Consider the following 23567-nt stretch of genomic DNA (forward strand, 5'->3'; position numbering starts at 1 on the left):
TGTTTTAATTTGCGTGCTCGTTGTCATTGTGAACTCACTAGCATAGGATAAAGCGACAAGACCAGCAGCAGGGCCATGCCATAATTAAAAATGCGCAGATTACGTTCCACCTTCAGCAAATGCCTGACTTTGGCCCCAAACAATGCCCATAAGCCTACGCTGGGCAAATTGATGACTGCAAAAACACCCGCTGCCAGGGCAACGATCCAGAAACCGCTGGTTGCGGGGATATAGGTACTGAAGGCACCAAGCGCCATGACCCAGGCCTTGGGATTGATCCATTGAAAAGCAGCAGCACTCAAGAAACTCATGGGACCAGCTTTATGCACACCATCTTGCGCTTTGCTTTCTATAGGCCCGGCATTGGCAATATTCCAGGCCAGGTAGAGCAGATATGCAGCTCCTGCCCATTTCAATACGGCATATAACCAGGGGAAAACCGCAAACAGGCCAGCCAGACCCACACCGACTGCCAGTACCAGTATCATGAAGCCTATGCTGATGCCCAGCATATGAGGCAAAGTGGCACGAAAACCAAAGTTGACACCAGAAGCCAGCAACATCAGGTTATTCGGGCCTGGTGTGATCGAAGACACCAGCGCAAACAGCGCAAAGGCCATGAGGGTATCAATTGCCATGTTGCCCTCCCCGTCGGTCAAGACTGGAATTCTGTCGTCCATCCATGTTGTTTCTCCCGTTTTTGCTTTAGTGTTGTGCTATCCTAAACGCAAAAACCGATACAGTACCAATACACTGCAAGCGATAATATTCATACTGTAATGGTCAACTATCCATTACAGGATACAGTCCGGAGACATGCAATGCTGACACCCACCTTTTTTATCTCGCGCGATTCTGGCGGCTCACTGGTAGAGCAAATCGTCAATGCCGTGGCCAATCGCATCGATGACAAATTGCTGCGTACAGGTGCACGCATGCCATCGATACGCCAGTTTGCCGACGAGCAGGAAGTGTCGCGTTTTACCGTGGTAGAAGCCTATGACAGGCTAGTTGCAAAAGGCTATCTGGAGTCGCGCCGGGGGGCCGGATTTTTTGTCCGTGAACGTGCGTCAATGCTGAACAATGTCCCGACCACGGCACAAATCGCCCCAATCACTCAAAACCTCGATGTGGTGTGGCTGGTACGCAATATGTTCCGCCAATTGCCACCGCAAAAAATGCCAGGCTCGGGCGTCTTGCCACATGACTGGCTCGATGGGGAACTGGTGGCGAATGGCTTGCGTTCCATCAGCAGGTTGAACCAGAACCTATTGCTGCATTACGGTACCCAACAAGGGTTTTTGCCACTACGCCAGCAATTGCAGTTGAAATTGGCGGAACTGGAAATTGCCGCCTCACCTGAACAACTTGTCATGACCAGTGGCGTGACGCAGGCACTGGATCTGGTGGCACGAGAATTTACTCAACCCGGCGACACCATCTTTGTCGATGACCCGGCGTGGTTCTTGATGTTTGGCTCTTTCGCTATCCTGGGTACCAAGGTGATAGGCATACCACGCCTGCATGACGGCCCGGACGTGGCCAAACTCGCTGAACTGGCAGCAGTACACAAACCCAAGCTGTATATCATCAACTCGGTCTTGCATAATCCAACCTCGACTTCGCTGTCTGCAGCCAAGGCTTTCCAGGTTTTGAAGGCGGCAGAAGAACATGACTTCATGATCGTTGAAGATGATGTGTATTGCGACATGCACCCCGGCCCGGCAGTACAGGCGGCCACCCGCATTGCTGCGCTGGATCAGTTGAACCGGGTGATCTATCTTGGTGGCTTTTCCAAATCGCTGGCAGCAAATTTACGGGTCGGTTTTATCGCGACATCACCTGAACTGGCGATACGCCTGGCCGACCGTAAGATGTTATCTACTCTGACGACCACAGAAATTGGCGAACGCGTGGTGTATAAAATCCTGTCGGAAGGTCATTACCGCAAGCATGTCGATCGCATAAGGGTAAAGCTCGATGGGGTGCGCGATGACATCACCAAACGTCTTGAGCAAATGGGCATGAAGGTTGATTACCGCACGCCTGCCGGCATGTTCCTGTGGACAGAGACGGGCTGTGACACTAACAAGCTGACCGAGAAAGCCATGGAACAGGGTTACTTACTGGCACCTGGCAGTTTATTCTCACCGAGCCAGCTTCCCTCCACCAAGATGCGCATCAACATAGCGGCGATGTCTGATCCTGGTGTCTGGGAATTTTTGAAACGTGAGATCAAGTAATCGCAGCATGCTTAGTACAAGCTAGTGCAACCTTAGTGCAGGCTGGCATTGGCCAGCTTGACGCCAAACCAGACAAACATGCTACCCACGCCACTCGACAAACTGGCAGACAGGCGACGACGCTTGCTGAAGTTGCGTGCCAGACGAGAGCCCAGGAAAATCAATACCGAAAGATAAGTGGTGCTGAACACCATCACGACGCTACTGAGTATCAGGAAAGGAATTGCCGGTGTCGGATAATTCGGATTGATGAATTGCACGAAGAAAGACAGCAAGAACAGGATAGCCTTGGGATTCAGCAAGCTGATCACCAGCGCACGCTTGAACGGATTTTTCATATTGACAGCTGTCGCCTGCGTTTCTGCAACCGTCACTGTCTTGTTACGCCATTTTTGTATGGCAGCCCAGATCAGATTGACGCCCACCCAGGCCAGATAAGCAGCACCCGCATATTTCACCACCATGAACAAAGCCGGATAAGTACGCAAGATACTGGCGGCACCAAGAGCCGTCAGCAACAGCAAAATACTGTCACCGACAAAAATACCCGCTGCCCCCTTATAGCCTTCACGCACGCCGCGTGTCGTGGCAACTGCCAATACATATAAAGAATTGGGGCCAGGCAGCAAGACTATGCCCAGTGCACCTAATACATAAGTCCATAAATCGGTGACGCCGTAAAACTCCATTTTCTACATCCTTAGCATTACTATTTAATCGTCGCTATCAAATTTGCCATCTGAATGGCAATTTACACTGGCACGAGATTAACATTTTGTGGAATTTCTTGCTCGCGCCCGTCTGCCCCCTCACCCGCACGGCGCAACAAGCTCAATGCAGTATCCCCTTCACGCAAGGTGGCGGTACGGACAGTGGCACTGACTTTCATTTCCTTGCCAGAGACAGAAATCGGCATGGCAACTACCGTAGCACGGGCACGGTCAGCAATTTTGACAGCGTCCTCGGCGGAGGCCTCAGGTAACAGCACAAAAAACTCTTCACCACTGAAACGGGCAACACAATCATAAGCACGCATCGCCCGTTTTACGCGGCGGCTGACTTCGACCAGGATCACATCGCCGACCTGTGGCCCATGCATATCGTTGATATGTTTGAAGTCACTCAAATCAAGTATCAGCATGGACAATTGCTTGCCCAGGCGCTGGTGACGCTGCAGCTCGGTATCTGATATGCGCATGAATTCTTTCCAGTTGGCGACGCCAGTGACAGGGTCGGTATTTGCCTGTCTTTCCAGTTCATGCTCGGCGCTCAAGAGCTTGCGCCTGTATCTATGCACATAGGCAGCAATGGCGTGACCGGTAATGGCTACCGCAGGCATGATCAGCAAAACACTGGCGGCCTGCGAAAAAGTGCCTGATTGCTTATACAACAGCAGCAAACAGGAAGCTGCGACAAACAGGAACAGCGGTATGCGCAATATGTTCAAAGCCAAAGGCAGGGAAATAAATGCCATCAGCACCAGCCATGCATCGACCATGTAATGGCCCAGATAATCGCGTGGCAAACAGACATTGCTGACGAATTGTATCGACAACACCAGAACTATCCAGTGCATGGCATAGCGGTCCAGCCTGGGTACATTCTCTTCCATGCCGTACTGCTTGATCAGCCACAGGGAATAAGAGAATCCGGCAAGCCGCATCAGCAGCAAGACAGCCAGGGGAATATCAAACTCATGGAAGAGTATATCGATCAGTGCCAGCGGCAAAAATGCCCACAGCATGATGCGGACAACACGGCGGACTTGTGCCCTGTCTTGTTTGGTGTAATGAGAGCGGTAATTTTCTTCGCTGACGTCTTTATAATTCGTTTGCATTTTTGCACCGTTTTATTTTTCAGCTGCACCTGGCTTTGCCAGTCTGGGGCCTGGTCAGGCAGTTCAATTTTGATCAAAAGTGCATATCTATGCTACATTCTCTCCCTGAACTTTTTAAATTCAGTCCTAACGGAACCAGTCAGACTTAATTATATGCCCCACTTGTACCTGCAAGATGTTAAAGATTGCATAGGCGACACATCAGTGTCAGGCATGTCTGCATCTATACAAATACAAGACTTCCACTCAGACTGTTGTTGTTGAGTCTGTAAGCTGCGCGCAGCAAGGGATGCCCTTGCCAGTCCGCCCACGCCGAAAAAATACCCACTTTCACGATCCACTACATTCACACTTAGCTATTTTCACAACAAATGGACATACTTCTCTACGATAACTGGGAACGCCGCCTGCGCCCCTTCAGCCCACTGAATAAAGACTGGGTGGGCTTGTATTGCTGCGGACCTACCGTGTATGACTATGCCCATATCGGCAACCTTCGTACTTATCTGTTTGAAGACCTGTTGCGTCGCGCCCTTGAATGGAATGGCTATACCGTGCGCCATGTCATCAACATCACCGATGTTGGCCATCTGGTGTCCGATGGTGATGATGGTGAAGACAAGATGGAAAAAGGCAGTCGCAAAGCCGGTGAATCTGCCTGGCAGATTGCTGACCGTTTCACGACAGCCTTCAAGGATGATTTGCAAAAACTGCATATCCTCGAACCCGCTATCTGGTGCAAGGCCACTGACCATATCGTTGAGCAAATCGATTTCATCGCTGCCATAGAAAAAAATGGTTATACCTACCGCACCAGCGATGGCATTTATTTTGATACCAGCAAGCAGGACGACTACGGTTTCCTGGCGCGTATCAAGCGTGATGCGATCAAGGCTGGCAGCCGTGTTGAGCTTGGTGAAAAACTGCATGCGACTGACTTCGCGCTGTGGAAATTCAGCCCGCCAGATGAACACCGTCAAATGGAATGGGACAGCCCATGGGGCCGCGGCTTCCCTGGCTGGCATATAGAATGCTCGGCCATGTCAGCCAAATACCTGACGCCATGGTTTGATATCCATTGCGGTGGCGAAGACCATATCGCCATCCACCATAGCAATGAGATTGCGCAAAACCAGGCTTGCCATGGCACCCGCCTGGCCAACTTCTGGATGCATGGCTATTTCCTGCAAATCGATTCGGGCAAGATGTCCAAATCCACGGGAGAATTCCTGCGACTGCAAACTTTGCTGGATCAGAATATTGATCCGCTGGCCTATCGCTACCTGTGCCTGACTGCGCATTACCGCAGCCAGATGCAGTTCAGCTTTGAGGCCCTGTTGTCCGCACAGACAGCCTTGCAACGCCTGCGTGAGACTTATCATGCATGGTCAGAAGGCGGTAATGTCAGTGCAGAATACCGCGAAAAATTCACCACTTTCATCAATGAAGACCTGAACGTACCGCGTGCCCTGGCACTGGTATGGGAAATGCTGAAAGCTGATTTATCTGATGCCGACAAAAAAGCCACGCTGACAGAATTCGACAAGGTATTTGGCCTCGGTCTGGCACAATGGCAACCTGCTGTGCTGGCTATCCCGGCAGAAGTGCAAAGTCTGGCTGAACAGCGTCAGGCTGCACGCAAGTCGAAGAACTGGGCTGAGGCAGACCGTTTGCGTGGCGAATTGCATGCGCTGGGCTATGAAGTGGAAGACAAGGCCGAAGGCATGCAAATCAAAAAGCTGTAATCAATTATCCTAGTGAGCAGCACAAGATTATTCAGAACTATTCAGGACTATTCAAGACAACTCAGGGGAAACTATGGTTTCCCCTGTTTTATTTTAAAAGGATCGCCATGCAAAGTATCAAGCTGTTCAAAAAAATCTCTGTCGTCGCCAGCGTGATGATATTACCCGGCCTCAGCCTGGCGGGTACTTACATAGAGGGTAAGGATGTTCCCGCAGATTTGCGCCCCTTCATCACCGCCAATACCAAATTACTGGCCTTTGTCAGTGCAGACCTGAATGGCGACGACAAGGCTGATTATGTCTTCATCCTCGAAAAACAAAAGAAAAACGCCACAGATGAAGATATGGAACAAGGACAACGTCCCCTGCATATCGCCATACGCCAGGCAGACGGCAAATTAAAACTGGTCAAGACCAATGAAAAAATCGTGCTGTGCTCAACTTGTGGCGGCATGATGGGTGATCCATTTGCTGACCTGACAGCCAGCAAGAAAAGTTTCACCGTATCCCACTACGGCGGCAGTGCCTGGCGCTGGGCGAATGAATATCAATTCAACTATTCGCGCAAGGACGATTCCTGGCAATTGGTGAAAGTGTCTGAATCATCCTTCCATGCAAGTGACCCGGAAAAAGCCAAGGAAAAAATTTATACACCACCCAAACATTTTGGCAAAATCGACATCGCTGATTTTGACCCGGAAAAATTTAAGGGTGTGGGTGCGAAATAATAAGCAAATAGTACAAATATAGTGAGCAAATAGTGAGTTAATAGCGACTAAAAAATGGGAGATTTTTTTCTCCCATTTTTTATAAACTCTTTTCAAGCTGCAGGCGTATCGTGGCACTACCCGGTGTTACAGAGCTACGTGATTTGCGCCCTTCCTGATCACTGAATTGCGAAGACTGTAGCACATCCTGATGCAAGAGATTGCTGACAGACAGGCGCAGTTGCATCTTGTTTCCCAGCTTCCATAATCCATACACATCAAGAATACGACTGACGCCCGTATAGTTGCGCAGACCAGGCGTGACCTGCACATTGCCACCTGTCTGCAGATTGAAATTAAAGCCAAATGACTGCTGCTCACTGCGCTTGTAATCCATGCCAAGATTGGCTGTCAATGGCACCTGATCGGTCAGGCGATTATCAGGCCCTGGTATTGCATTCAGTCTTGACCAGTTGCGCGCAGCATTCAGACGTATTTCTACCGGTATTGCGGCAGGCAGCAAATCCTGCAGGCTAAATTTGCCATCAAATTCCACCCCCATCACTCTGGCCCTACCGTTATTAAAAGGTGTCGTAATCCATACGCCATTTTTTTCATAAAGGTTTTGCACCGTCACATCTTGTACCCGCTTGACGTAGGCGGACAGGCTGAACATGCTGTTCCTGGCGAAATAAGATTCATACGCCAGATCAGCACCCCAGGCCAGTTCTGGCAAGAGTTGCGGGTTGCCCTGGAAGTCCGGGTTGTTCGGACCATTATCATTGTTTGCTGTGTAACGACGGGGTACCAGGCTACGCGTGGTGGGAGCTTTGTACGTACGGGACAAAGCGAAGCGCAACTGGTCCTTCTCCTGCTCAGGCAATTTCCATAATAATTGCATGACCGGGCTCCATACGCTGGACCGGGTTTGCACAGATGACATCAGCCTGCCCGTCGTTTCCGTATTCAGCCCCTCCCAGCGCATGCCCAGATAAGCTTGCAGGCGGTTCGTTACATCCCATTCATCCTGGGCAAACACAGCCACGCGGCGTACATTGGCTTTGTAGTCTTCAAACAGTGTGTCTATCTTTGTATCATGCGGCTGCATGTCATACTGCGAACGGGTCTCGCTGCGCTGTGTCTGAGTGAGATCCCAACCCAGTGCAAGACTATGATCATCACGGAAGCGGCTCAGGTATTTGCCACTGCTGCTGACACTGCTGTCTATGGCGTTCGACACAACATGGCGGTTGAAAGCCTGGTTCTCCGCCAGGGGATAGCCATAGAAGTTATAGTCAGTCTCGCGCTTGTTGTAGTTCAGGCCCAGCTTCGCATTCAGTTTGCTGTCTGCATCTATTCTGTGCGCCCAGCTCAGGTCTGAGCGCAACAAACCCGTATGTGAAGAGGCGCGATAATTATTATCAGGATATTGACTGGCATCTTCCGGTGCCGCTGTTTCATGGTCATGCCCCCAGTTCACGTTGCGGTAAAAATCAATCAGACTCTGCCAGCTCAGTGTGTCGCCATTCTCCAGGCTCCAGTTCAGACGGGGTGTCAGCGCCAGGCGCCAGAAGTCAGCCAGATTTTTTTGCTGTATTGATCTCAGTAACCTGGATTTGCCGGCAGGGCTCTCTACACTCTCGGTGACCGCGGGAGAATTTTCATAACCGGTTTTTGATAAAGTGCCAGTGACAGAGTAAGAAAAACCTGCGTGCTTGTCGGCCACTTCCAGAGATAGCGTGGGGTTCCAGTTATTTTCACTATGGGCGATTGCAAGCTTCAATTCTTTTCTGGCACTGCCTGCACCCTTTTTGAGAATGATATTGATGGTGCCCGCCACTGCCTGCGCGCTAAATTCTGCGGTTGTGGTGCGTAGAATTTCCACACGTTCTATCAGTGCGGGATCAATGCTGTCGATGGAAAATCCCGGTGCCACCGGATCACCATTCAATAATATCTGCGTATAGCCTGCGCCCAGACCACGCATGCGCAATTCATTTCCCACGACAGAAATGCCAGGTTGGCGTTTTAATACCGCAGACAATTGCGTGTCACCATATTGCATCAGCTCAGTGGTATTGACGATGATTTTTGCAGCAGTGTCATTCTTTCTTTGCGCTGTCGCTCCCGGCCCGGCTACCTCCACGGTTTGTATCGTATCTGCATTCTTCGTGGTTTCAACTTTGACCTCGCTTTTGACTACGTCAGCAGCTCGCAATGCGGTGCTACACATAAGTAACGAGGCTCCGATCCCGGCGATGCTGGTTTTCATGCATGCCTGGCGCACAAAGCCAGGCGAGAGGGATTTATTTTTTAAGGCGAACTTGGACATGTGATGGCAGAATTTTAGCGAGACAGTGAGCTGCCGTGCGCGGCAGGCAGGATTAGCAGAATTGAACAACAGGATGGATTTTAAGGAGGGCAGGACTCAGGCAATACAGGCTTGTGATAAAAGCCCGAAATCAGGGGATAGCAGGAATTATTTTGCGGCCGACAATCCAGCCTTGGGGTCTTTTAAAAAATCATCGAGTATGCGCGCGATGCTGCCATCATTTTTCATGGCCAGCAAAGTCGCACTAATGGTTTTTGAATTTGCACTCGCAGCGAACTCTGGCCGCACACGCATGACATGTGAACCATATGAAATAATCAGGCCAGGGCCCAGCAAATGTGGTGAAGCATTTTTTTCTGCCGCCGCCAGGATAGCCGGCTGGCTGCCAACAATACCCGAGATGCGTCCCGCCTCCAGCATGCGTATGCCGTTCTCCAGGGTATTGATTTCTACCTTCCTGACGCGCTCATCCTGGCCAAACGTGCCATAGCTGAGCCTGCGCATCATGCCTATGCCTTTTTCCATGGACAGGGCAATCAGGTCATCATAGTTTTTCAGCACGGCACCGCGCGGCGCAATCACCATGATCGCGAACTGGCTAACTTCGCTCAACAAAACACCGTCCTGGTCACTGAAATTCTCTGCCTGGGAAATACTGTAAGCCTCTTTATCCGCAGGGAACATCAGCACATGGCGGGCGCTGGGCACCACCACAAGTTCCAGCGCGACGCCAGATCGTCTGCGCAATTCATTGACTATGCGTACATTGATACCGTCATAAGCACCCTTCGTATCTTTGACGAAGGCGAAAGGAGCGACCTCAGTCAGATAGAGGTTGGCAGCCCGCAAGTCGGGTGCATACCCGTAAAAGAAAATGAAAGATAGCAAACCCGCTACTTTAAGCAACATGACGGCGACTCCATGTCCATGAAAAGATCAGAGAAACAGACACTACTGCAGTGAAGTCTAGTGAAATTTTGTAAAAACTACAAATATTCATGCCCGCTGGCACCTGCTGGCATGCTCTTTAAACAATCATCTTGAAATATGTCAAAGCGGCCTCACCTTCCCTGCTCAAGCAATGCTGCAAACAATGTTAAAAAACAGCAGCAGGCAAGTCATTGCCAATATTACTTAAAACCAAAGAAATCTTTGAGGGAAACCATGTCAGAAAAGCAAACCTTGGGCTTTCAGGCCGAAGTCAAACAATTGTTGCAGTTGATGATTCATTCCTTGTATTCAAACAAGGAAATCTTTTTGCGCGAGCTGATTTCGAATGCATCTGATGCATCCGACAAACTGCGCTTTGAAGGCATCAATGACGCCAGCCTGTTTGAACACGACCCTGATTTGCAAATCCAGGTCAGCTTCAACAAAGAAGCCCGCACCATCACCATCGCCGACAATGGCATAGGGATGAGCAAGGCTGATGCGATAGAACACCTGGGTACAATCGCCAAATCCGGCACCAAGGAATTCTTTGGTAAATTGTCTGGCGACCAGCAAAAAGACGCAGCCATGATAGGCCAGTTTGGCGTTGGTTTTTATTCCGGCTTTATCGTTGCCGACCGTATCACCGTAGAAACCCGCCGCGCCGGTTTGCCTGCAGACCAGGCTGTACGCTGGGAATCCGAAGGTGCAGGCGACTTTAGCGTCGAAGATATCGTTAAAGAAGGCCGTGGCACCAGCATCACCCTGCATTTGCGTGAAGGTGAGGATGAGTTCCTGTCAGCATGGAAGCTCAAATCCGTCATCCGCACTTATTCCGACCATATCTCCCTGCCTATCAAGATGCAGAAAGAAGAATGGGACGAAGAGAAGAAAGAACAGGTCTTGAAAGACGAGCTGGAAACCATCAACCAGGCCAGCGCCTTGTGGGCGCGCAGCAAGTCTGAAATCACGCCTGAGCAATATGATGAGTTTTACAAGCACGTATCGCATGACTACAGCGCGCCGCTGACTCACACGCATAATCGTGTTGAAGGTCGCAGCGAATATACACAATTGCTGTACATCCCGGCACGTGCACCATTTGACATGTGGGACCGCAATAAACGTGGCGGCATCAAGCTGTACGTCAAACGCGTCTTCATCATGGATGATGCAGAACAACTGATGCCAGTCTATCTGCGCTTTGTCAAAGGTGTCATCGATTCGAATGACCTGCCTTTGAACGTCTCACGCGAAATCCTGCAGGAAAGCCGCGACATCAAGGCAATACGCGAAGGCTCGACCAAGCGCGTACTGGGCATGCTGGAAGACCTGGCAGATGCAGACGGCGACGATGCCCAGGCGAAGAAAGACAAGTACACCACATTCTGGGGTGAATTTGGCCAGGTATTGAAAGAAGGCGTGGGCGAAGACAGTGCCAACAAAGACCGCATCGCCAAACTCTTGCGCTTTGCCTCTACCCATAATGACAGCGATATACAGAATGTCTCTCTGGCAGATTACCTGAGCCGTGCCAAAGAAGGCCAGGACAAGATTTACTATGTCACGGCAGAGAGCTATGCAACGGCCAAGAACAGCCCGCACCTGGAAATCTTCCGCAAAAAAGGTGTTGAAGTTCTGTTGCTGACTGACCGTGTCGATGAGTGGATGTTGTCCTATCTGACTGATTTTGAAGGCAAGGAACTGGCATCCGTCGCCAAAGGCGGCCTGGACCTGGGTCAACTGGAAGATGAAGCAGAGAAAAAACAGCACGAAGAAACCCAGACAGAGTTCAAGGACCTGGTCGAAAAAATGAAGACAGCTCTGGCCGACAAAGCCAAGGATGTACGCGTGACGTTCCGCCTGACTGACTCACCAGCCTGTCTGGTAGCGGACGAGCACGATTTGTCCGGCAACCTGGCGCGCATGCTGAAGGCTGCTGGTCAAAGTGCGCCAGAATCCAAGCCTATACTGGAAGTCAATCCTGACCATCCTTTGGTACAGAAACTCAAGTATGAAGAAACCAAGTTCGACGACTGGGCGCACCTGTTGTTTGATCAGGCTTTGCTGGCAGAAGGCGGTCACCTCACTGACCCTAGCGGTTTTGTGAAACGTCTTAATGAGATGCTATTAAGTAAATAATTTCGCTTATAGCTCTGCATAATGAAAAACGGACTCAATATTGAGTCCGTTTTTTTTATGTGATGTGAACAACTTCAGCGTGAGGGGAAAACCTTTTCGCGCTGCTGTTTGGCAAACCAGTCGCGTAGCATCTGTTCTTCATAGCGGAAGCTGGAATTGCCAGTCGCCAGGCCAGAACGCATGAGGAAGTTCATGTCCTTGATATTTTCTGTACCCGCAGCAATGCTTTTACCTTTTTCGTCTTTCAAGTCAAAAGTCAAGGTCATGCGTGGCCAGAACAAATCCTTGATAACCCGTATGTCACCAACGGTATTACGGTAAAACGGACGCACATCACCAGCCAGATCAAGGTCAGTGACGGTCACCTCCCATTGGTAAGCATCAGGCAGTTTTTTTGCGAGATCGGCAAATATCTGGTCAAAGTCCTTGATCATGCGTTCCTGGAAGCCTGATTTGGATTCATTGCCTGGGCGAATATCTGTAAATTTCTCAGGCTCTTGCCAGGTCACTTTCACTTCGCCAGCCTGAGCCTGCACCTGTGTCAGCATCGCGCCTGCCAGCAATATTGCACTTATCATCAATTTCATCACTCCACCTCCTGTCCCATTCTACTGCAAATCAAATTGAAGCTTTTGTCATGCTTCAAGAATAGCCCAGCAAGACGTAAACAGCCAGACAGCTTTGTCATCAGTTATCATGAAATTTGTCACAAAGTTTATCCACTACTGCGGTCGCCGGATCGCTGCTGCCGCACAAGGACCGCAAGCACTGTGCGCTTGCAATTGACCAATCTGCCCAGATATCAGTTTTATGAAAGCACCAAAGTCATATGCCTCAGATACCTTAAATGCCCCGGATGTCTCAGACTTCTCGAACGCGTCAGGCACGCCTGCGCAAGTCCCTGTGCAAACACCTGTTCTGCAGGGCTTTCCTCCTGTAATAAACGAGCACACGCATACCCTGATACTGGGCAGCTTCCCTGGTGCAGCCTCACTCACGGCAACGCAATATTATGCTTACAGGCAAAACCAGTTCTGGCGACTGGTCTCTGCCTCTGTGGGAACCGATCTGACCGGTCTTGATTATGAACAGCGCCTGCAAGGCTTGCTGGCGCATGGCATAGGTTTATGGGATGTATTTCATTCCTGCGTGCGGGAAGGCAGCCTGGATTCGGCCATACGCGAGGGCAAACTCAATGACTTCAGCGGCTTGCAGGCAACACATCCGCATTTGCGCAAGCTATGCTTCAATGGCCAGACTGCAGGCAAAATGGCGACTTACTTCCAGCAGCGTGGGTATCAGACGCTGATACTGCCATCGTCCTCACCAGCCTACGCAACGCGCAGTTTTGCTGACAAACTGAGCGACTGGCAAGCTGGCTTGCAATCTTATGACTAGCTTCTGACTAGCTGAAAAGCGATATCACATCAAAATGCGCAGCAGATTTTAATGAACTAAGCTCCTGGTTTGCTGGCATCACTGGCGACAGGGGGCTTCTGCTTTTTCATTTCACCGGCATTTTTTACCAGCTCTTCAGCAACCGGGCTGGCGTTTTTCAAACGCTGGTCCTTGCTGGCCTTGTAGGTATTGGCTGTATGCACAAAATAAGTATCATGCTGCCTGGCTGCTGATGGCGGCTTGTCTCCCTCCGGTTTATTGCCTGTGGTGCTCAGCTTGACGGTATAGTATTCATCAGTGGCATTCTGCAGAAAACTGAGTTTGCCGGTGTTTTCCCAGCATGCCTGCATCAGCGGCCCCTGCTCTTCCACATCGTCGGTGCAGGCACCATTATTACTCTCACCCATGTTCAATTCCAGCGCGATGACGGGTTTGGCGTCGCTCAAAGACACGATGAAGGCATAGTCATTGGTATAGCCCTGATGCATGTCTCCGCCTTCGAACAAGAGGCCAAATTTATCCTGGCCCAGACGAATCAGGCTGGCCATCGGTGCCATGCCATTTGCTCCATAGGTAGCAACTTCTTTCTTGCCTTTTTCGAACAGCCATTGTTTGCCGTTATAGGCAAAAACATACACAGAAACGACCGGCGCGGTGGCATGGCTTTCTTCTACCACACCGCCAAGAATTTGCTGGCGTTGCACGACCAATACTGCTTTCTTTTTACCGGCCTCAGTATAGGTATCTGCCAACAGGGCCGTGGCCAGGATATCTGCCTGCCCTATATCCCACGTCGCTGTATTTTTTTCAGGGAGTAATACCCCGTGTTGTTTTTCGTTATATGTGCCAAAAATCGCCAGCATGGCAGTGTCTGCATTGAAAACTTGCGGTTTGGCAGGATCGACTGGTTCGCGGCCAAACAGGAAAAAAGCGGACAGGCCGAGCAAGGCGACAAAAATGAAGGCAGCAAGGGCTGGTTTTTTATATTTCATGTGAGAAGCGGAAAAATAAATAAGTAAAAGCTATCGGACAAGTGAAAAGATATGTGTCAATTTGAGCAACATGCGATTTTAACTCAGGCAGCTCATTATGGGCCCGGCTGACAATACAATTTCCGCAACAGAGCTAGCAGGTGGTCGCATGCACGTATAATTGCGTAAAAGCAATTTCTCTTATGGTTTTTTCCGTCAGAATTGATTACAACTTGTATGGAAAATGTAAATTTGCTTTCGATAAACACTATGAAGGTTAAAATAAGCGGATGCTGATCAAACGAAAATCCATAGAAGCCGAGGCCAATCACCGCTCTGGCCCCACAGCCGCTGCTCCGAAGAAGGCCAACCGCAAACCCAAATTTGCTCCTGTCACCCTGTCTGAAATGGATGGGGTACGTTTCCTGCATTTCGGTACCGAATGGGTGCAGGGTGCGATGCGCCTGCGTAAGCCTGACGCCATAGAACTCGAATATGCGCAACAGATGATGGCCTGGATGCTGTTTATCGACGCTCCACAAAATCTGGTGCAATTGGGCCTGGGTACAGGTGCATTGACCAAATTTTGCTATCGCCAGTTTGAAGAAGCGACAGTAAGGGCTGTAGAACTAAACCCCTCCGTCATTGCCATCTGCGAGAGCATGTTCAAATTGCCGGCCAATGACGAGCGTCTGCAAGTACTGGAAATGGACGCCATGGACTTTGTCAATGATGAAAATAATCATGGCCATATCGATGCCATGCAAGTCGATTTATACGATGCCACTGCCCGTGGCCCTGTACTCGACAGCGCTGAGTTTTATCAGGCCTGTGCAAATTGCCTGAAGGACGATGGCATCTTGACGGTCAACCTGTTTGGCGACCACCCCAGCTATGCACGCAACCTCAAAGCCATGCGCTTTGCCTTTGATACCGTGTTATGCCTGCCAGAAGTGCACGATGGCAATGTGGTTGCCCTGGCCTTCAAGCGCAAGCCCGAATTGAATTTCCCTGAGCTGTACGAAAAAGCTGAACAGATCAAAGCCAGTAGCAAATTGCCTGCAAAATCCTGGGTCAATGGACTCAAGGCAGCCTGCGATCCAAAATAATGTCAAAATAATTTGATGGAAATGGTTATACAGTATGAATAAACCCGCACACCGCAGCCTGAACCTGCAACAAATTTTTACCTGGCTGATGGCTGATGGCGTCATCCCCAAGGAAGAAGCCAAGACCCAGTTTCACGCAACCCAGGGTTTGTTGAAAAACGGCCCGGCTAGCATGCATCCCCTGACTGCGGTGGCGCAGGCCAGATTGCATTCGGCCATTTCACCGCATATTTTGCTGACGCTGGACTGGCTGACGGAATGGGCTGCGGCCAAGGTAAATTTACCTTTTTATCGCATTGACCCCTTGAAGATTGACTTCACCAGCGTATCAGATGTCATGTCGGCCTCTTATGCGACCCGCTTCAACATTTTGCCTGTGGAATCTACGGCCAATGTCATTGTGGTCGCAACATCTGAACCATTCAATACCGAATGGCAAGATGAAATACTGAAATTCAGCCGCAAGGAAATTCGCCTGGTGGTGGCGAACCCGCTGGAAATTTCACAATATATCGTCCAGTTTTTTTCGCTGGCAAAATCCATCAAGGACGCGCGCAAGTCAAACAAGAATGACGCCAATCTGCGCCAGAACTTTGAACAACTGATAGAGATAGGCAAGACCAATAAGCAGGTTGATGCAAATGACCAGCACATCGTCAATATCGTTGACTGGTTGTGGCAATTTGCCTTTGATCAGCGTGCTTCAGATATCCATCTGGAACCCAAGCGCGATATTTCTGTCATCCGTTTCCGTATCGACGGTGTCTTGCACCAGGTGTATCAGGTACCAGCCACCATCATGATCGCCATGACGGCCCGTATCAAATTGCTGGGCCGCATGGACGTCATCGAAAAGCGTCGTCCTCAGGATGGCCGTATCAAGACTCGCACCAGCGAAGGCCAGGAGGTGGAATTACGTCTGTCCACCCTGCCTACGGTGTTCGGCGAAAAAATGGTCATGCGTATTTTTGATCCGGAAGTCGTGGTCAAGACCCTGCCCGAACTCGGTTTCCCCATCAATGATGCAAAACGCTGGGATCATCTGACCAGCAAACCGCACGGCATTATCCTGGTCACAGGACCTACCGGTTCCGGTAAAACCACCACCCTATATACCACCCTTAAAGCGCTGGCGACACCCGACGTGAATGTCTGTACTGTCGAAGATCCTATCGAGATGGTAGAGGGCTCGTTCAACCAGATGCAGGTGCAGTCTGCCATCGACCTGAGTTTTGCTGACGGCATACGCGCCCTCATGCGTCAGGATCCTGACATCATCATGGTTGGTGAGATACGCGATTTGCCGACTGCCGAGATGGCCATACAAGCCGCACTGACAGGTCATTTGGTTTTATCTACCCTGCATACCAACGATGCACCGTCTGCCATCATGCGTCTGCTGGAACTGGGTGTCCCCTATTATTTATTGGAAGCAACCATTATCGGCATCCTGGCCCAACGCCTGGTCAGAACGCTATGTATACACTGCAAATCACCAGAAGGTGAATTGCAGGATGCAGTCTGGGATACCCTGACCGAAGGCTGGGGTATTAGCAAACCCGAGAAAATTTATAAGCCTGTTGGTTGCCCTGAATGTCGCCAGACCGGCTTCATGGGACGTACCGGTTTATATGAGTTGCTGACAGTCACCCTGCCCTTCAGCAAACTGATTACAGAAAGTGCCGATATCCATGCCCTGCGTGCACAAAGTATCAAGGACGACATGAAACCCTTGCGCATTGCAGGCGCATATAAGATCATCGAAGGTGTTACCACGGCAGATGAGGTTCTGAAAGTCACTTCATCTCTGATCTAGCTTAGTCTTCTGGGAAGGCAGGGATGCGTTCGACACCGGAAAGTGATACGCGACAACTACTATGGCAAATGCTGGTGCTTGCCATCTTGTATGCGGCACTTGGACGTCTTTCTCTCATGCTGGCCATACCGCCGGGCTACTCCATCGCGATCTACCCTTCTGCCGGTGTTGCGCTGGGCATGGTGCTTACCGGCGGCTACCGTCTCATGCCTGGGGTGGCAGTTGGCGCATTCGTTGCCAACTTGCTCATTAACCTGAATATCTTTGGCAGCATCAATACCAATGCCCTGATTGCCTCTACTATCGTCGCGGCTGGTGCCAGCCTTCAAACCCTGGTCGGTTGCAAGCTGGTCCTGAAAAAATTGCATGACAACCTGGCACTGGATACAGACAGGGCGATTTTTCAGTTTTTCATCTATGGCGGCGTGGTTGCCTGCCTGATCAATGCCAGCATCAGCGTTACTGCGCTGGTCGCCCTGGGTGTCATACCCTGGCAGGATTTTTTCAATAACTGGATAGGCTGGTGGGTAGGCGATACCTTTGGCGTGCTGACGATTACCCCCATCATCATGGTGATCTATGGCAAACCACGCGAAATCTGGTATGCCAGGCGCTGGAGCGTGCTGGTACCACTGCTGATCTGCCTGATGCTGGTGATTACCGCATTTGCGTTTACCCGTTACCGCGAAGAACAAAAACAGCAACTTGAATTTCGCCTGAAAGCCGAGCGCATAGGCCAGAACCTGCAAAACAAGCTTGATACGCATGCTGACATCATGCGCAATATTGAGCGCCTGTATGCCAGCTCCCTGCAAGTCAGCCGCAGTGACTTTGCCACTTTTGTCAGCCACACCCTGCAAAGCCAGAAAGCGATTTCCTTCCTGTCCTGGGTACCCAGGGTAGATCTTGAGCAGCGCCAGAGTTTTGAAGTGACTGTATTGCGCGAAGGCTTTGCCAATTACCAGATACAGGAGATGAATGAGTTTAATCAACTCGTGGAAGTCAGCGTCAGGGATGAATACTATCCCATCCGTTATATAGAGCCATTCTTTGATAATCATCAGATGTTTGGCTATGACATGGGCTCTACCACTGCACGCAAGATTGCCATAGAGGACGCCCGTGACAGCGGCCACCTGACAGTCACCGACCCTCTGATTTCAAACGAGACCGATGGCAGGGAACAATTACATGTACTGCTGTTCGCACCAGTCTATGAAAATGGCAAACCGCAAGAAACCATGGAACAACGGAAAGCTGCTTTTTCCGGGACAGCTGTCAGCATGATACGTATGGCTGACGTCGTCAGGGAGATACTGTCGAATGAAGACATGCGCAGTGTGCGCATCAAATTTTATGATCTTTCCTACCCAGGCAAGAAAGGTATATTCATCGATGAAATCAGCGGGCTGACTCCGACTTATTTATTCCAGTCCACCATCAATTTTGGTGGCAGACAGTTTGCATTACTGGCACAACCTTCATCAGAATACTGGCGCACCCATGTCGCCTGGATCACCTGGATCACCATGATAGGTGGCCTGCTGTTCACCGGCTTGCTCGGTGCTTACCTGCTGGTCGCGACCGCTCATACTTTTGGCATAGAAAACCTGGTTGCACAAAGAACCGCAGAGCTGCACGACAGCGAAGAAAGGCTGCGTACCATACTCGACAATGCGGCAGAAGGCATATTGACCACGAATGAACATGGCATCATCGAATCAGCCAACCGTTCTGCCGAGGTCTTGCTGAAATATACGCATGGCAGCCTGCGTGGCAGAAACATGTTCAGCCTTTTCCCTGACCCTGAGTCGCTGCAATTCCTGACCACCCATTTGCACACGACCAATCGTGAAAGACAATTTGAGGTTGCGGGAAAAAGTGAACGCAAAGAATTGCTGGCCAGACAGAAGGATGGTCACGACGTACCGGTAGAGCTGGCCATTACCCGTGTGCGTCTGGGCATGCAGGTCTTGTATGTCATCATCGTGCATGACCTGTCGGAGAAAAAACGGGTAGAAAAACTCAAGAATGAATTTGTCTCTGCGGTGTCACACGAGTTGCGCACGCCGCTGACTTCTATCCGTGGCGTGCTGGGCCTTTTGGCAGGTGGCGTTGCCGGTGATATACCGGAAAAAGCACAGTCCATGCTGGTCATGGCCAACGATAATGCCAAGCGACTGACTGCACTCATCAATGATTTGCTGGACTTTGAAAAACTCGAATATGGCAGCATGCAGTTCCATTTCGAGACCCTGCCATTGGCTGAACTGATAGACAGCAGCTTGCAGTCCAACCTTGGTTATGCGCAAAGTTTTGACATAGGCATACAGTATGACTCACCGGTAGATCCTGCTGCCCAGGTCAGAGTAGATTCACAGCGTTTTGTACAGGTCTTGTCCAACCTGCTGTCGAATGCCATCAAGTTCTCGCGGCCGCATGGACAAATTGATGTGCGCGTCACGCTGAACCACGACCAGAATCAGGTACGCATAGAAGTACAAGACTATGGCATAGGCATTTCAGAAGAATTCAAGAGCAGCATCTTCCAGAAGTTCACCCAGGAAGATGCCAAGGCAGCCCGTAAATACGCAGGAACCGGCCTGGGTCTCAGCCTGACCAAGACCATGATAGAAAAAATGGGCGGGCAGATCGGCTTCACCAGTACAGAAAACCTTGGCTCCTGCTTCTATATCACCTTGCCACTCGTGACTGCAGTGACCGTCGCCACCGCTGCCGCGACGCCCTCTGCTACCGAAGCATAGCGCAGGCGCACACCCAGCTCCAGTTTGATGCGCTGGTTTTGCATGCGCCTTGATTCTGACATGAAAGACAATAATACAGGGCTGACCTGCTGCGCCAGTTCGGCACGCGGCAAGCGTGGCGGGCGCGGTAAGGCAAAGGCATCAGCGACCAGGTCAAAATAAGCCGCCATCTTCATGTCGCTGTCATCGACAGCATGATAAACACGGTTGGGCAGCGCCCGGAACAAGGCCAGTTTGATCAATTGTGCCAGATCATCTGCATGGATGTGGTTGGTATATACATCGTCAGCTTCTACTAATGCGGGTGTGCCCTTGTGCAAACGCTCCAGCGGCAGGCGCCCAGTCGCATAAATACCAGGCACGCGCAGTATGGACAGGCAGGATTGACTGCGCCTGGCCCAGGCCCGCAGGCAGTTTTCTGCCGCCACGCGGCGCAGTGCGCGAGCGTTTTGTGGCTTTACGCTGCGGGTCTCATCAAACGAGGCTCCCGCACAGTCACCATACACACCAGTAGTACTGATATAAACAAGGCGGCCCTTGTCAGGTAAAATGGCGGTCAAATTTTGTGTGCGCCTGTCAGCCTTGCCTTCTGAGGGTGGTGGTGCCAGATGAACAACGCGATCTGCCAGACCTTTGAGGCGGGCCAGGGTATCAGGCTGGTCAAGGTTACCCAGCAAGGGGGTAGCGCCGGCAATGCGGAGTTCTATGCAGCGTTCAGCCTGGCTGGTCAGCGCAAAAATGCGGAAATGCTGGCGCAATAATGGCAAGAGGCGCATGCCCACGTCGCCACAACCTATGATAAGCAAGCGTGGCTTGCCAATTTGTTTAAACTGTTTATTCATGTTCAGGATAGTATGACTTTTCAAGTAAGCGTCACCCCCAGTGGCCGTCAATTTAGCTGTGAAGAAGATGAAACCGTATTGTCGGCAGCGCTGCGCGCAGGCGTCATCTTGCCATATGGCTGTAAAAATGGTGCATGTGGTTCTTGCAAAGGCAAGATCGCCAGTGGAACTGTGCAACATGGCCCGCACCAGCAACGTGCCCTGACCGAGCTGGAAGTAACCCAGGGCATGTCCCTGTTTTGCTGTGCCAAGCCACAATCAGACCTGACCATAGAAGCGCGCGAAATCGTCGCCGATGGTGATTACCCGGTCAAGAAAATGCCCAGCCGCATTGCGAAGCTGGAGAAACTGTCGCACGATGTCATGCTCATCGCCCTGCAATTGCCTGCCAATGAGCGCCTGCAGTACCGCGCCGGTCAATACATAGAATTCCTGCTCAGGGACGGCAAGCGCCGCAGCTACAGCATGGCGAATGCCCCGCATCTGGATGAGCATATCACCCTGCACGTACGCCATATGCCAGGTGGCCTGTTCACTGACCAGGTATTTACTACCCTCAAAGAGCGCGACATCCTGCGCTTTGAAGGCCCGCAAGGCACGTTCTTCCTGCGTGAAGATAGTGAAAAACCAATTATCCTGCTGGCTTCCGGCACTGGCTTTGCACCGGTCAAGGCTTTGGTGGAACATCTGATCCACCTGGAATCCAAGCGCCCGGTCAGCCTGTACTGGGGTGGCCGTCGCCCTGCAGACCTGTATATGCATAGCTTGTGCAAGGAATGGGAAAAACAAATACCTGGCTTTAGCTACATCCCTGTGGTTTCTGATGCCTTACCTGAAGATGCATGGACGGGCCGTAGCGGTTTTGTACATCAGGCAGTCATAGCGGATCATGCGGACTTGTCAGGACATCAAATCTATGCCTGTGGCGCACCAGTCGTTATTGACTCAGCCAAACGTGACTTTACGGCGCAGTGCCAGTTGCCTGCCGACGAATTCTATGCGGACTCGTTTACTTCTGAGGCTGACCTGGGAAATTGAGACAAATAAACTTTTTGTGTCAGTGCCAAAATTTATTTTGACGCATTGCAAAAAAAGTCCTACTATCCGTTTTATGAAAATTTTTACTGACATGTCCTCACCAAATATTGCACGACGTCGCAACTCGCCAAGCGAGCCTGGGCCGATGTAGGAGTGAGCGTGCGCGTAAAAAGCTGCACCACGAATATCCAGCCACAGGTTCCGCCCTGTGGCTTTTTTTTACCTTGATTTTTTGTCTACCCCACCCACTGTAACGACCTTAGGAGTCTTGAAATGGAATTCAGTCAGTACAACGTAAATTCCCTGATGTACATCACCCCACGCCCCGAACTCGTGTTCGTTGAAGGCAAGGGCATGTACTTGACTGATCACAAGGGCAAGCGATACCTCGATTATCTGCAAGGCTGGGCGGTCAATTGCCTCGGTCATTGCCCAGATGTGATACATGACGCACTGGTAACGCAATCGAAAAAATTGCTGAACCCCTCCCCGGCTTTCTACAATGCCCCGATGGTGGAGTTTGCTGATCTGCTGACGAAGAACTCTTGTTTTGACCGCGTGTTTTTCACCAACAGCGGTGCAGAAGCCAATGAGGGCGCAGTCAAACTGGCGCGCAAGTGGGGTCAGTTGAACAAGAATGGCGCATTTGAAATCATTACCTTCGACCATGGTTTCCATGGCCGTACCCTGGCGATGATGTCGGCCTCCGGCAAACCAGGCTGGGACACTATTTTTGCCCCGCAAGTCAGCGGCTTCCCTAAAGCAGATTTGAACGATATCGCTTCAGTAGAAAAACTGATCACCGACAAAACCGTCGGCGTCATGCTGGAACCGGTACAAGGCGAAGGCGGCGTGATACCTGCCAGCCCTGAATTCATGCAGGCCCTGCGTGAGTTGACGAAGAAGCATGGCTTGCTGCTCATCGTTGATGAAGTGCAGACTGGCATGGGCCGCACTGGTGAATTGTTTGGCTATCAATTGTCCAATATAGAGCCTGACATCATGACCCTGGCCAAGGGCATAGGTGGCGGCGTACCACTGGGTGCCCTGCTGTGCCGTGAAGAAGTAGCCTGTTTCGTGCCCGGCGACCAGGGCGGCACTTATAACGGTGCGCCCTTGATGGCTGCCGTCGGCAAAGCGGTATTCAATGAATTGAACAAACCTGGCTTCCTGACCTCGGTCAAGGAAAAAGGCGAATACCTGAGCCAGCAACTGGAACAACTGTCTGCAGAGTTTGGCATGCAAGGTGAGCGTGGCTTCGGTTTGCTGCGCGCCCTGAAGCTGGGTGACAATATCGGCGGCAAGCTGGTGGAAGCTGCCCGTGATATGGAACCGGTTGGTTTGCTGATCAATTCTCCCCGCCCAGACTTGCTGCGCTTCATGCCAGCACTGAATGTAACGAAGGAAGAAATTGATGAGCTGATCAGCATGTTGCGTGTGGTGATCAAACAAGTCAAAAACTGATATCAGCACTGTTTGAAAAAGCCTGCACAGCAAGCGCTGTGCAGGCTTTTTTTACGGCAAGAATATTGCCTCTAAAGCATGTTTAACATTTTTTATATGTATATTAGGACTTACGCAAAACGCATAGAAATAGAAGGATTTCTGAGTTGCTGACATAAGTAATGGTCCAAAAGGCCGTGTTTAATGCGATAAGCGGTTTGTTTGGTAGTTCTGGCAATGTCGGTGAGG

General features: G+C 50.7%; 18 protein-coding genes and 1 pseudogene. 10 read left to right on the top strand and 9 right to left on the bottom strand.

The genetic code is table 11. The annotated features are described in order from the left end of the window. Positions 1 to 23: 23 nt before the first annotated feature. On the bottom strand, positions 24 to 638 hold the full coding sequence (locus ACO0LL_RS28735; RefSeq protein ID WP_422954253.1) for a LysE family translocator: 615 nt from the start codon (positions 636 to 638) through the stop codon (positions 24 to 26). A gap of 183 nt (positions 639 to 821) precedes the next feature. On the opposite strand from ACO0LL_RS28735, the gene ACO0LL_RS28740 reads away from it, so the two are divergent. Beyond that, a complete protein-coding gene (locus ACO0LL_RS28740) occupies positions 822 to 2243 on the top strand; it encodes a PLP-dependent aminotransferase family protein (protein WP_232063771.1) in 1422 nt (473 codons plus the stop codon). Positions 2244 to 2275: 32 nt separating this feature from the next. Here ACO0LL_RS28740 and leuE read toward each other — a convergent pair whose 3' ends face one another. Together leuE and ACO0LL_RS28750 are read right to left on the bottom strand one after the other, a co-directional pair. Next, a complete protein-coding gene (leuE, locus tag ACO0LL_RS28745) occupies positions 2276 to 2932 on the bottom strand; it encodes a leucine efflux protein LeuE (protein ID WP_422954254.1) in 657 nt (218 codons plus the stop codon). Between the two features lie 62 nt (positions 2933 to 2994). Further along, the gene (locus ACO0LL_RS28750; RefSeq protein ID WP_422954255.1) at positions 2995 to 4080 is read right to left on the bottom strand and encodes a GGDEF domain-containing protein; all 1086 of its coding nucleotides are present in this window, start codon (positions 4078 to 4080) and stop codon (positions 2995 to 2997) included. 371 nt (positions 4081 to 4451) lie between these two features. On the opposite strand from ACO0LL_RS28750, the gene cysS reads away from it, so the two are divergent. Together cysS and ACO0LL_RS28760 are read left to right on the top strand one after the other, a co-directional pair. Continuing rightward, positions 4452 to 5825: a cysteine--tRNA ligase gene (cysS, locus tag ACO0LL_RS28755; protein WP_422954256.1), complete on the top strand. Its 1374-nt coding sequence runs from the start codon at positions 4452 to 4454 to the stop codon at positions 5823 to 5825. A 107-nt stretch (positions 5826 to 5932) separates the two neighbouring features. Then, a complete protein-coding gene (locus tag ACO0LL_RS28760; protein ID WP_422954257.1) occupies positions 5933 to 6553 on the top strand; it encodes a hypothetical protein in 621 nt (206 codons plus the stop codon). Positions 6554 to 6632: 79 nt separating this feature from the next. Here the strand turns inward: ACO0LL_RS28760 and ACO0LL_RS28765 are convergent, their stop codons facing one another. Both ACO0LL_RS28765 and ACO0LL_RS28770 read right to left on the bottom strand, forming a co-directional pair. Beyond that, a complete protein-coding gene (locus ACO0LL_RS28765) occupies positions 6633 to 8765 on the bottom strand; it encodes a TonB-dependent receptor plug domain-containing protein (protein ID WP_422954258.1) in 2133 nt (710 codons plus the stop codon). 246 nt (positions 8766 to 9011) lie between these two features. After that, positions 9012 to 9773, bottom strand: a complete 762-nt coding sequence (locus ACO0LL_RS28770; protein WP_422954259.1) for a hypothetical protein — start codon at positions 9771 to 9773, stop codon at positions 9012 to 9014. A 255-nt stretch (positions 9774 to 10028) separates the two neighbouring features. On the opposite strand from ACO0LL_RS28770, the gene htpG reads away from it, so the two are divergent. Beyond that, positions 10029 to 11936, top strand: a complete 1908-nt coding sequence (htpG, locus tag ACO0LL_RS28775; RefSeq protein WP_422954260.1) for a molecular chaperone HtpG — start codon at positions 10029 to 10031, stop codon at positions 11934 to 11936. 74 nt (positions 11937 to 12010) lie between these two features. Here htpG and ACO0LL_RS28780 read toward each other — a convergent pair whose 3' ends face one another. Then, a complete protein-coding gene (locus ACO0LL_RS28780; protein WP_422954261.1) occupies positions 12011 to 12523 on the bottom strand; it encodes a DUF3016 domain-containing protein in 513 nt (170 codons plus the stop codon). Between the two features lie 223 nt (positions 12524 to 12746). On the opposite strand from ACO0LL_RS28780, the gene ACO0LL_RS28785 reads away from it, so the two are divergent. Beyond that, complete coding sequence (locus ACO0LL_RS28785; protein ID WP_422954262.1) at positions 12747 to 13334, top strand: DNA-deoxyinosine glycosylase; 588 nt, start codon at positions 12747 to 12749, stop codon at positions 13332 to 13334. Positions 13335 to 13390: 56 nt separating this feature from the next. Here ACO0LL_RS28785 and ACO0LL_RS28790 read toward each other — a convergent pair whose 3' ends face one another. After that, complete coding sequence (locus ACO0LL_RS28790; protein WP_422954263.1) at positions 13391 to 14326, bottom strand: hypothetical protein; 936 nt, start codon at positions 14324 to 14326, stop codon at positions 13391 to 13393. A gap of 269 nt (positions 14327 to 14595) precedes the next feature. On the opposite strand from ACO0LL_RS28790, the gene ACO0LL_RS28795 reads away from it, so the two are divergent. Genes ACO0LL_RS28795 through ACO0LL_RS28805 form a run of 3 tightly spaced genes read left to right on the top strand, consistent with a single transcriptional unit; the run spans position 14596 to position 19995 of the window. Further along, positions 14596 to 15414, top strand: coding sequence for a spermidine synthase (locus ACO0LL_RS28795; protein WP_422954264.1), 819 nt, complete (start codon positions 14596 to 14598; stop codon positions 15412 to 15414). 34 nt (positions 15415 to 15448) lie between these two features. Beyond that, complete coding sequence (locus ACO0LL_RS28800) at positions 15449 to 17230, top strand: GspE/PulE family protein (RefSeq protein ID WP_422954265.1); 1782 nt, start codon at positions 15449 to 15451, stop codon at positions 17228 to 17230. A 23-nt stretch (positions 17231 to 17253) separates the two neighbouring features. Continuing rightward, positions 17254 to 19995 (top strand): CHASE domain-containing protein, encoded by a 2742-nt coding sequence (locus ACO0LL_RS28805; protein ID WP_422954266.1) that lies wholly within the window; start codon positions 17254 to 17256, stop codon positions 19993 to 19995. On the opposite strand, the gene ACO0LL_RS28810 is transcribed toward ACO0LL_RS28805, so the two are convergent. Further along, positions 19920 to 20837: an SDR family oxidoreductase gene (locus ACO0LL_RS28810; RefSeq protein WP_422954267.1), complete on the bottom strand. Its 918-nt coding sequence runs from the start codon at positions 20835 to 20837 to the stop codon at positions 19920 to 19922. The two genes, ACO0LL_RS28805 and ACO0LL_RS28810, sit on opposite strands and share 76 nt — an antisense overlap. A 12-nt stretch (positions 20838 to 20849) precedes the next feature. On the opposite strand from ACO0LL_RS28810, the gene ACO0LL_RS28815 reads away from it, so the two are divergent. Then, positions 20850 to 21875 (top strand): CDP-6-deoxy-delta-3,4-glucoseen reductase, encoded by a 1026-nt coding sequence (locus ACO0LL_RS28815; protein ID WP_422954268.1) that lies wholly within the window; start codon positions 20850 to 20852, stop codon positions 21873 to 21875. 273 nt (positions 21876 to 22148) lie between these two features. Further along, positions 22149 to 23339 carry an acetylornithine transaminase gene (locus ACO0LL_RS28820; RefSeq protein ID WP_422954269.1) on the top strand — a complete coding sequence of 397 codons (1191 nt, stop codon included), beginning with the start codon at positions 22149 to 22151 and terminating at the stop codon, positions 23337 to 23339. Positions 23340 to 23449: 110 nt separating this feature from the next. On the opposite strand, the pseudogene ACO0LL_RS28825 reads toward ACO0LL_RS28820, so the two are convergent. Beyond that, a pseudogene (locus ACO0LL_RS28825) lies at positions 23450 to 23567 on the bottom strand (IS701 family transposase); the annotation flags it as partial.

The sequence above is a fragment of the Undibacterium sp. TC4M20W genome (assembly GCF_049340245.1).
Lineage (GTDB): Bacteria > Pseudomonadota > Gammaproteobacteria > Burkholderiales > Burkholderiaceae_D > Undibacterium.

Coding starts and splice junctions, on each gene's coding strand:
- ACO0LL_RS28810 (WP_422954267.1), bottom strand. CDS start 20,837: ATGAATAAACAGTTTAAACAAATTGGCAAGCCACGCTTGCTTATCATA.
- ACO0LL_RS28735 (WP_422954253.1), bottom strand. CDS start 638: ATGGCAATTGATACCCTCATGGCCTTTGCGCTGTTTGCGCTGGTGTCT.
- ACO0LL_RS28820 (WP_422954269.1), top strand. CDS start 22,149: ATGGAATTCAGTCAGTACAACGTAAATTCCCTGATGTACATCACCCCA.
- leuE (WP_422954254.1), bottom strand. CDS start 2,932: ATGGAGTTTTACGGCGTCACCGATTTATGGACTTATGTATTAGGTGCA.
- ACO0LL_RS28740 (WP_232063771.1), top strand. CDS start 822: ATGCTGACACCCACCTTTTTTATCTCGCGCGATTCTGGCGGCTCACTG.
- ACO0LL_RS28800 (WP_422954265.1), top strand. CDS start 15,449: ATGAATAAACCCGCACACCGCAGCCTGAACCTGCAACAAATTTTTACC.
- ACO0LL_RS28790 (WP_422954263.1), bottom strand. CDS start 14,326: ATGAAATATAAAAAACCAGCCCTTGCTGCCTTCATTTTTGTCGCCTTG.
- ACO0LL_RS28760 (WP_422954257.1), top strand. CDS start 5,933: ATGCAAAGTATCAAGCTGTTCAAAAAAATCTCTGTCGTCGCCAGCGTG.
- ACO0LL_RS28770 (WP_422954259.1), bottom strand. CDS start 9,773: ATGTTGCTTAAAGTAGCGGGTTTGCTATCTTTCATTTTCTTTTACGGG.
- ACO0LL_RS28765 (WP_422954258.1), bottom strand. CDS start 8,765: ATGTGTAGCACCGCATTGCGAGCTGCTGACGTAGTCAAAAGCGAGGTC.
- ACO0LL_RS28780 (WP_422954261.1), bottom strand. CDS start 12,523: ATGAAATTGATGATAAGTGCAATATTGCTGGCAGGCGCGATGCTGACA.
- ACO0LL_RS28750 (WP_422954255.1), bottom strand. CDS start 4,080: ATGCAAACGAATTATAAAGACGTCAGCGAAGAAAATTACCGCTCTCAT.
- ACO0LL_RS28785 (WP_422954262.1), top strand. CDS start 12,747: ATGAAAGCACCAAAGTCATATGCCTCAGATACCTTAAATGCCCCGGAT.
- htpG (WP_422954260.1), top strand. CDS start 10,029: ATGTCAGAAAAGCAAACCTTGGGCTTTCAGGCCGAAGTCAAACAATTG.
- ACO0LL_RS28815 (WP_422954268.1), top strand. CDS start 20,850: ATGACTTTTCAAGTAAGCGTCACCCCCAGTGGCCGTCAATTTAGCTGT.
- ACO0LL_RS28795 (WP_422954264.1), top strand. CDS start 14,596: ATGCTGATCAAACGAAAATCCATAGAAGCCGAGGCCAATCACCGCTCT.
- ACO0LL_RS28805 (WP_422954266.1), top strand. CDS start 17,254: ATGCGTTCGACACCGGAAAGTGATACGCGACAACTACTATGGCAAATG.
- cysS (WP_422954256.1), top strand. CDS start 4,452: ATGGACATACTTCTCTACGATAACTGGGAACGCCGCCTGCGCCCCTTC.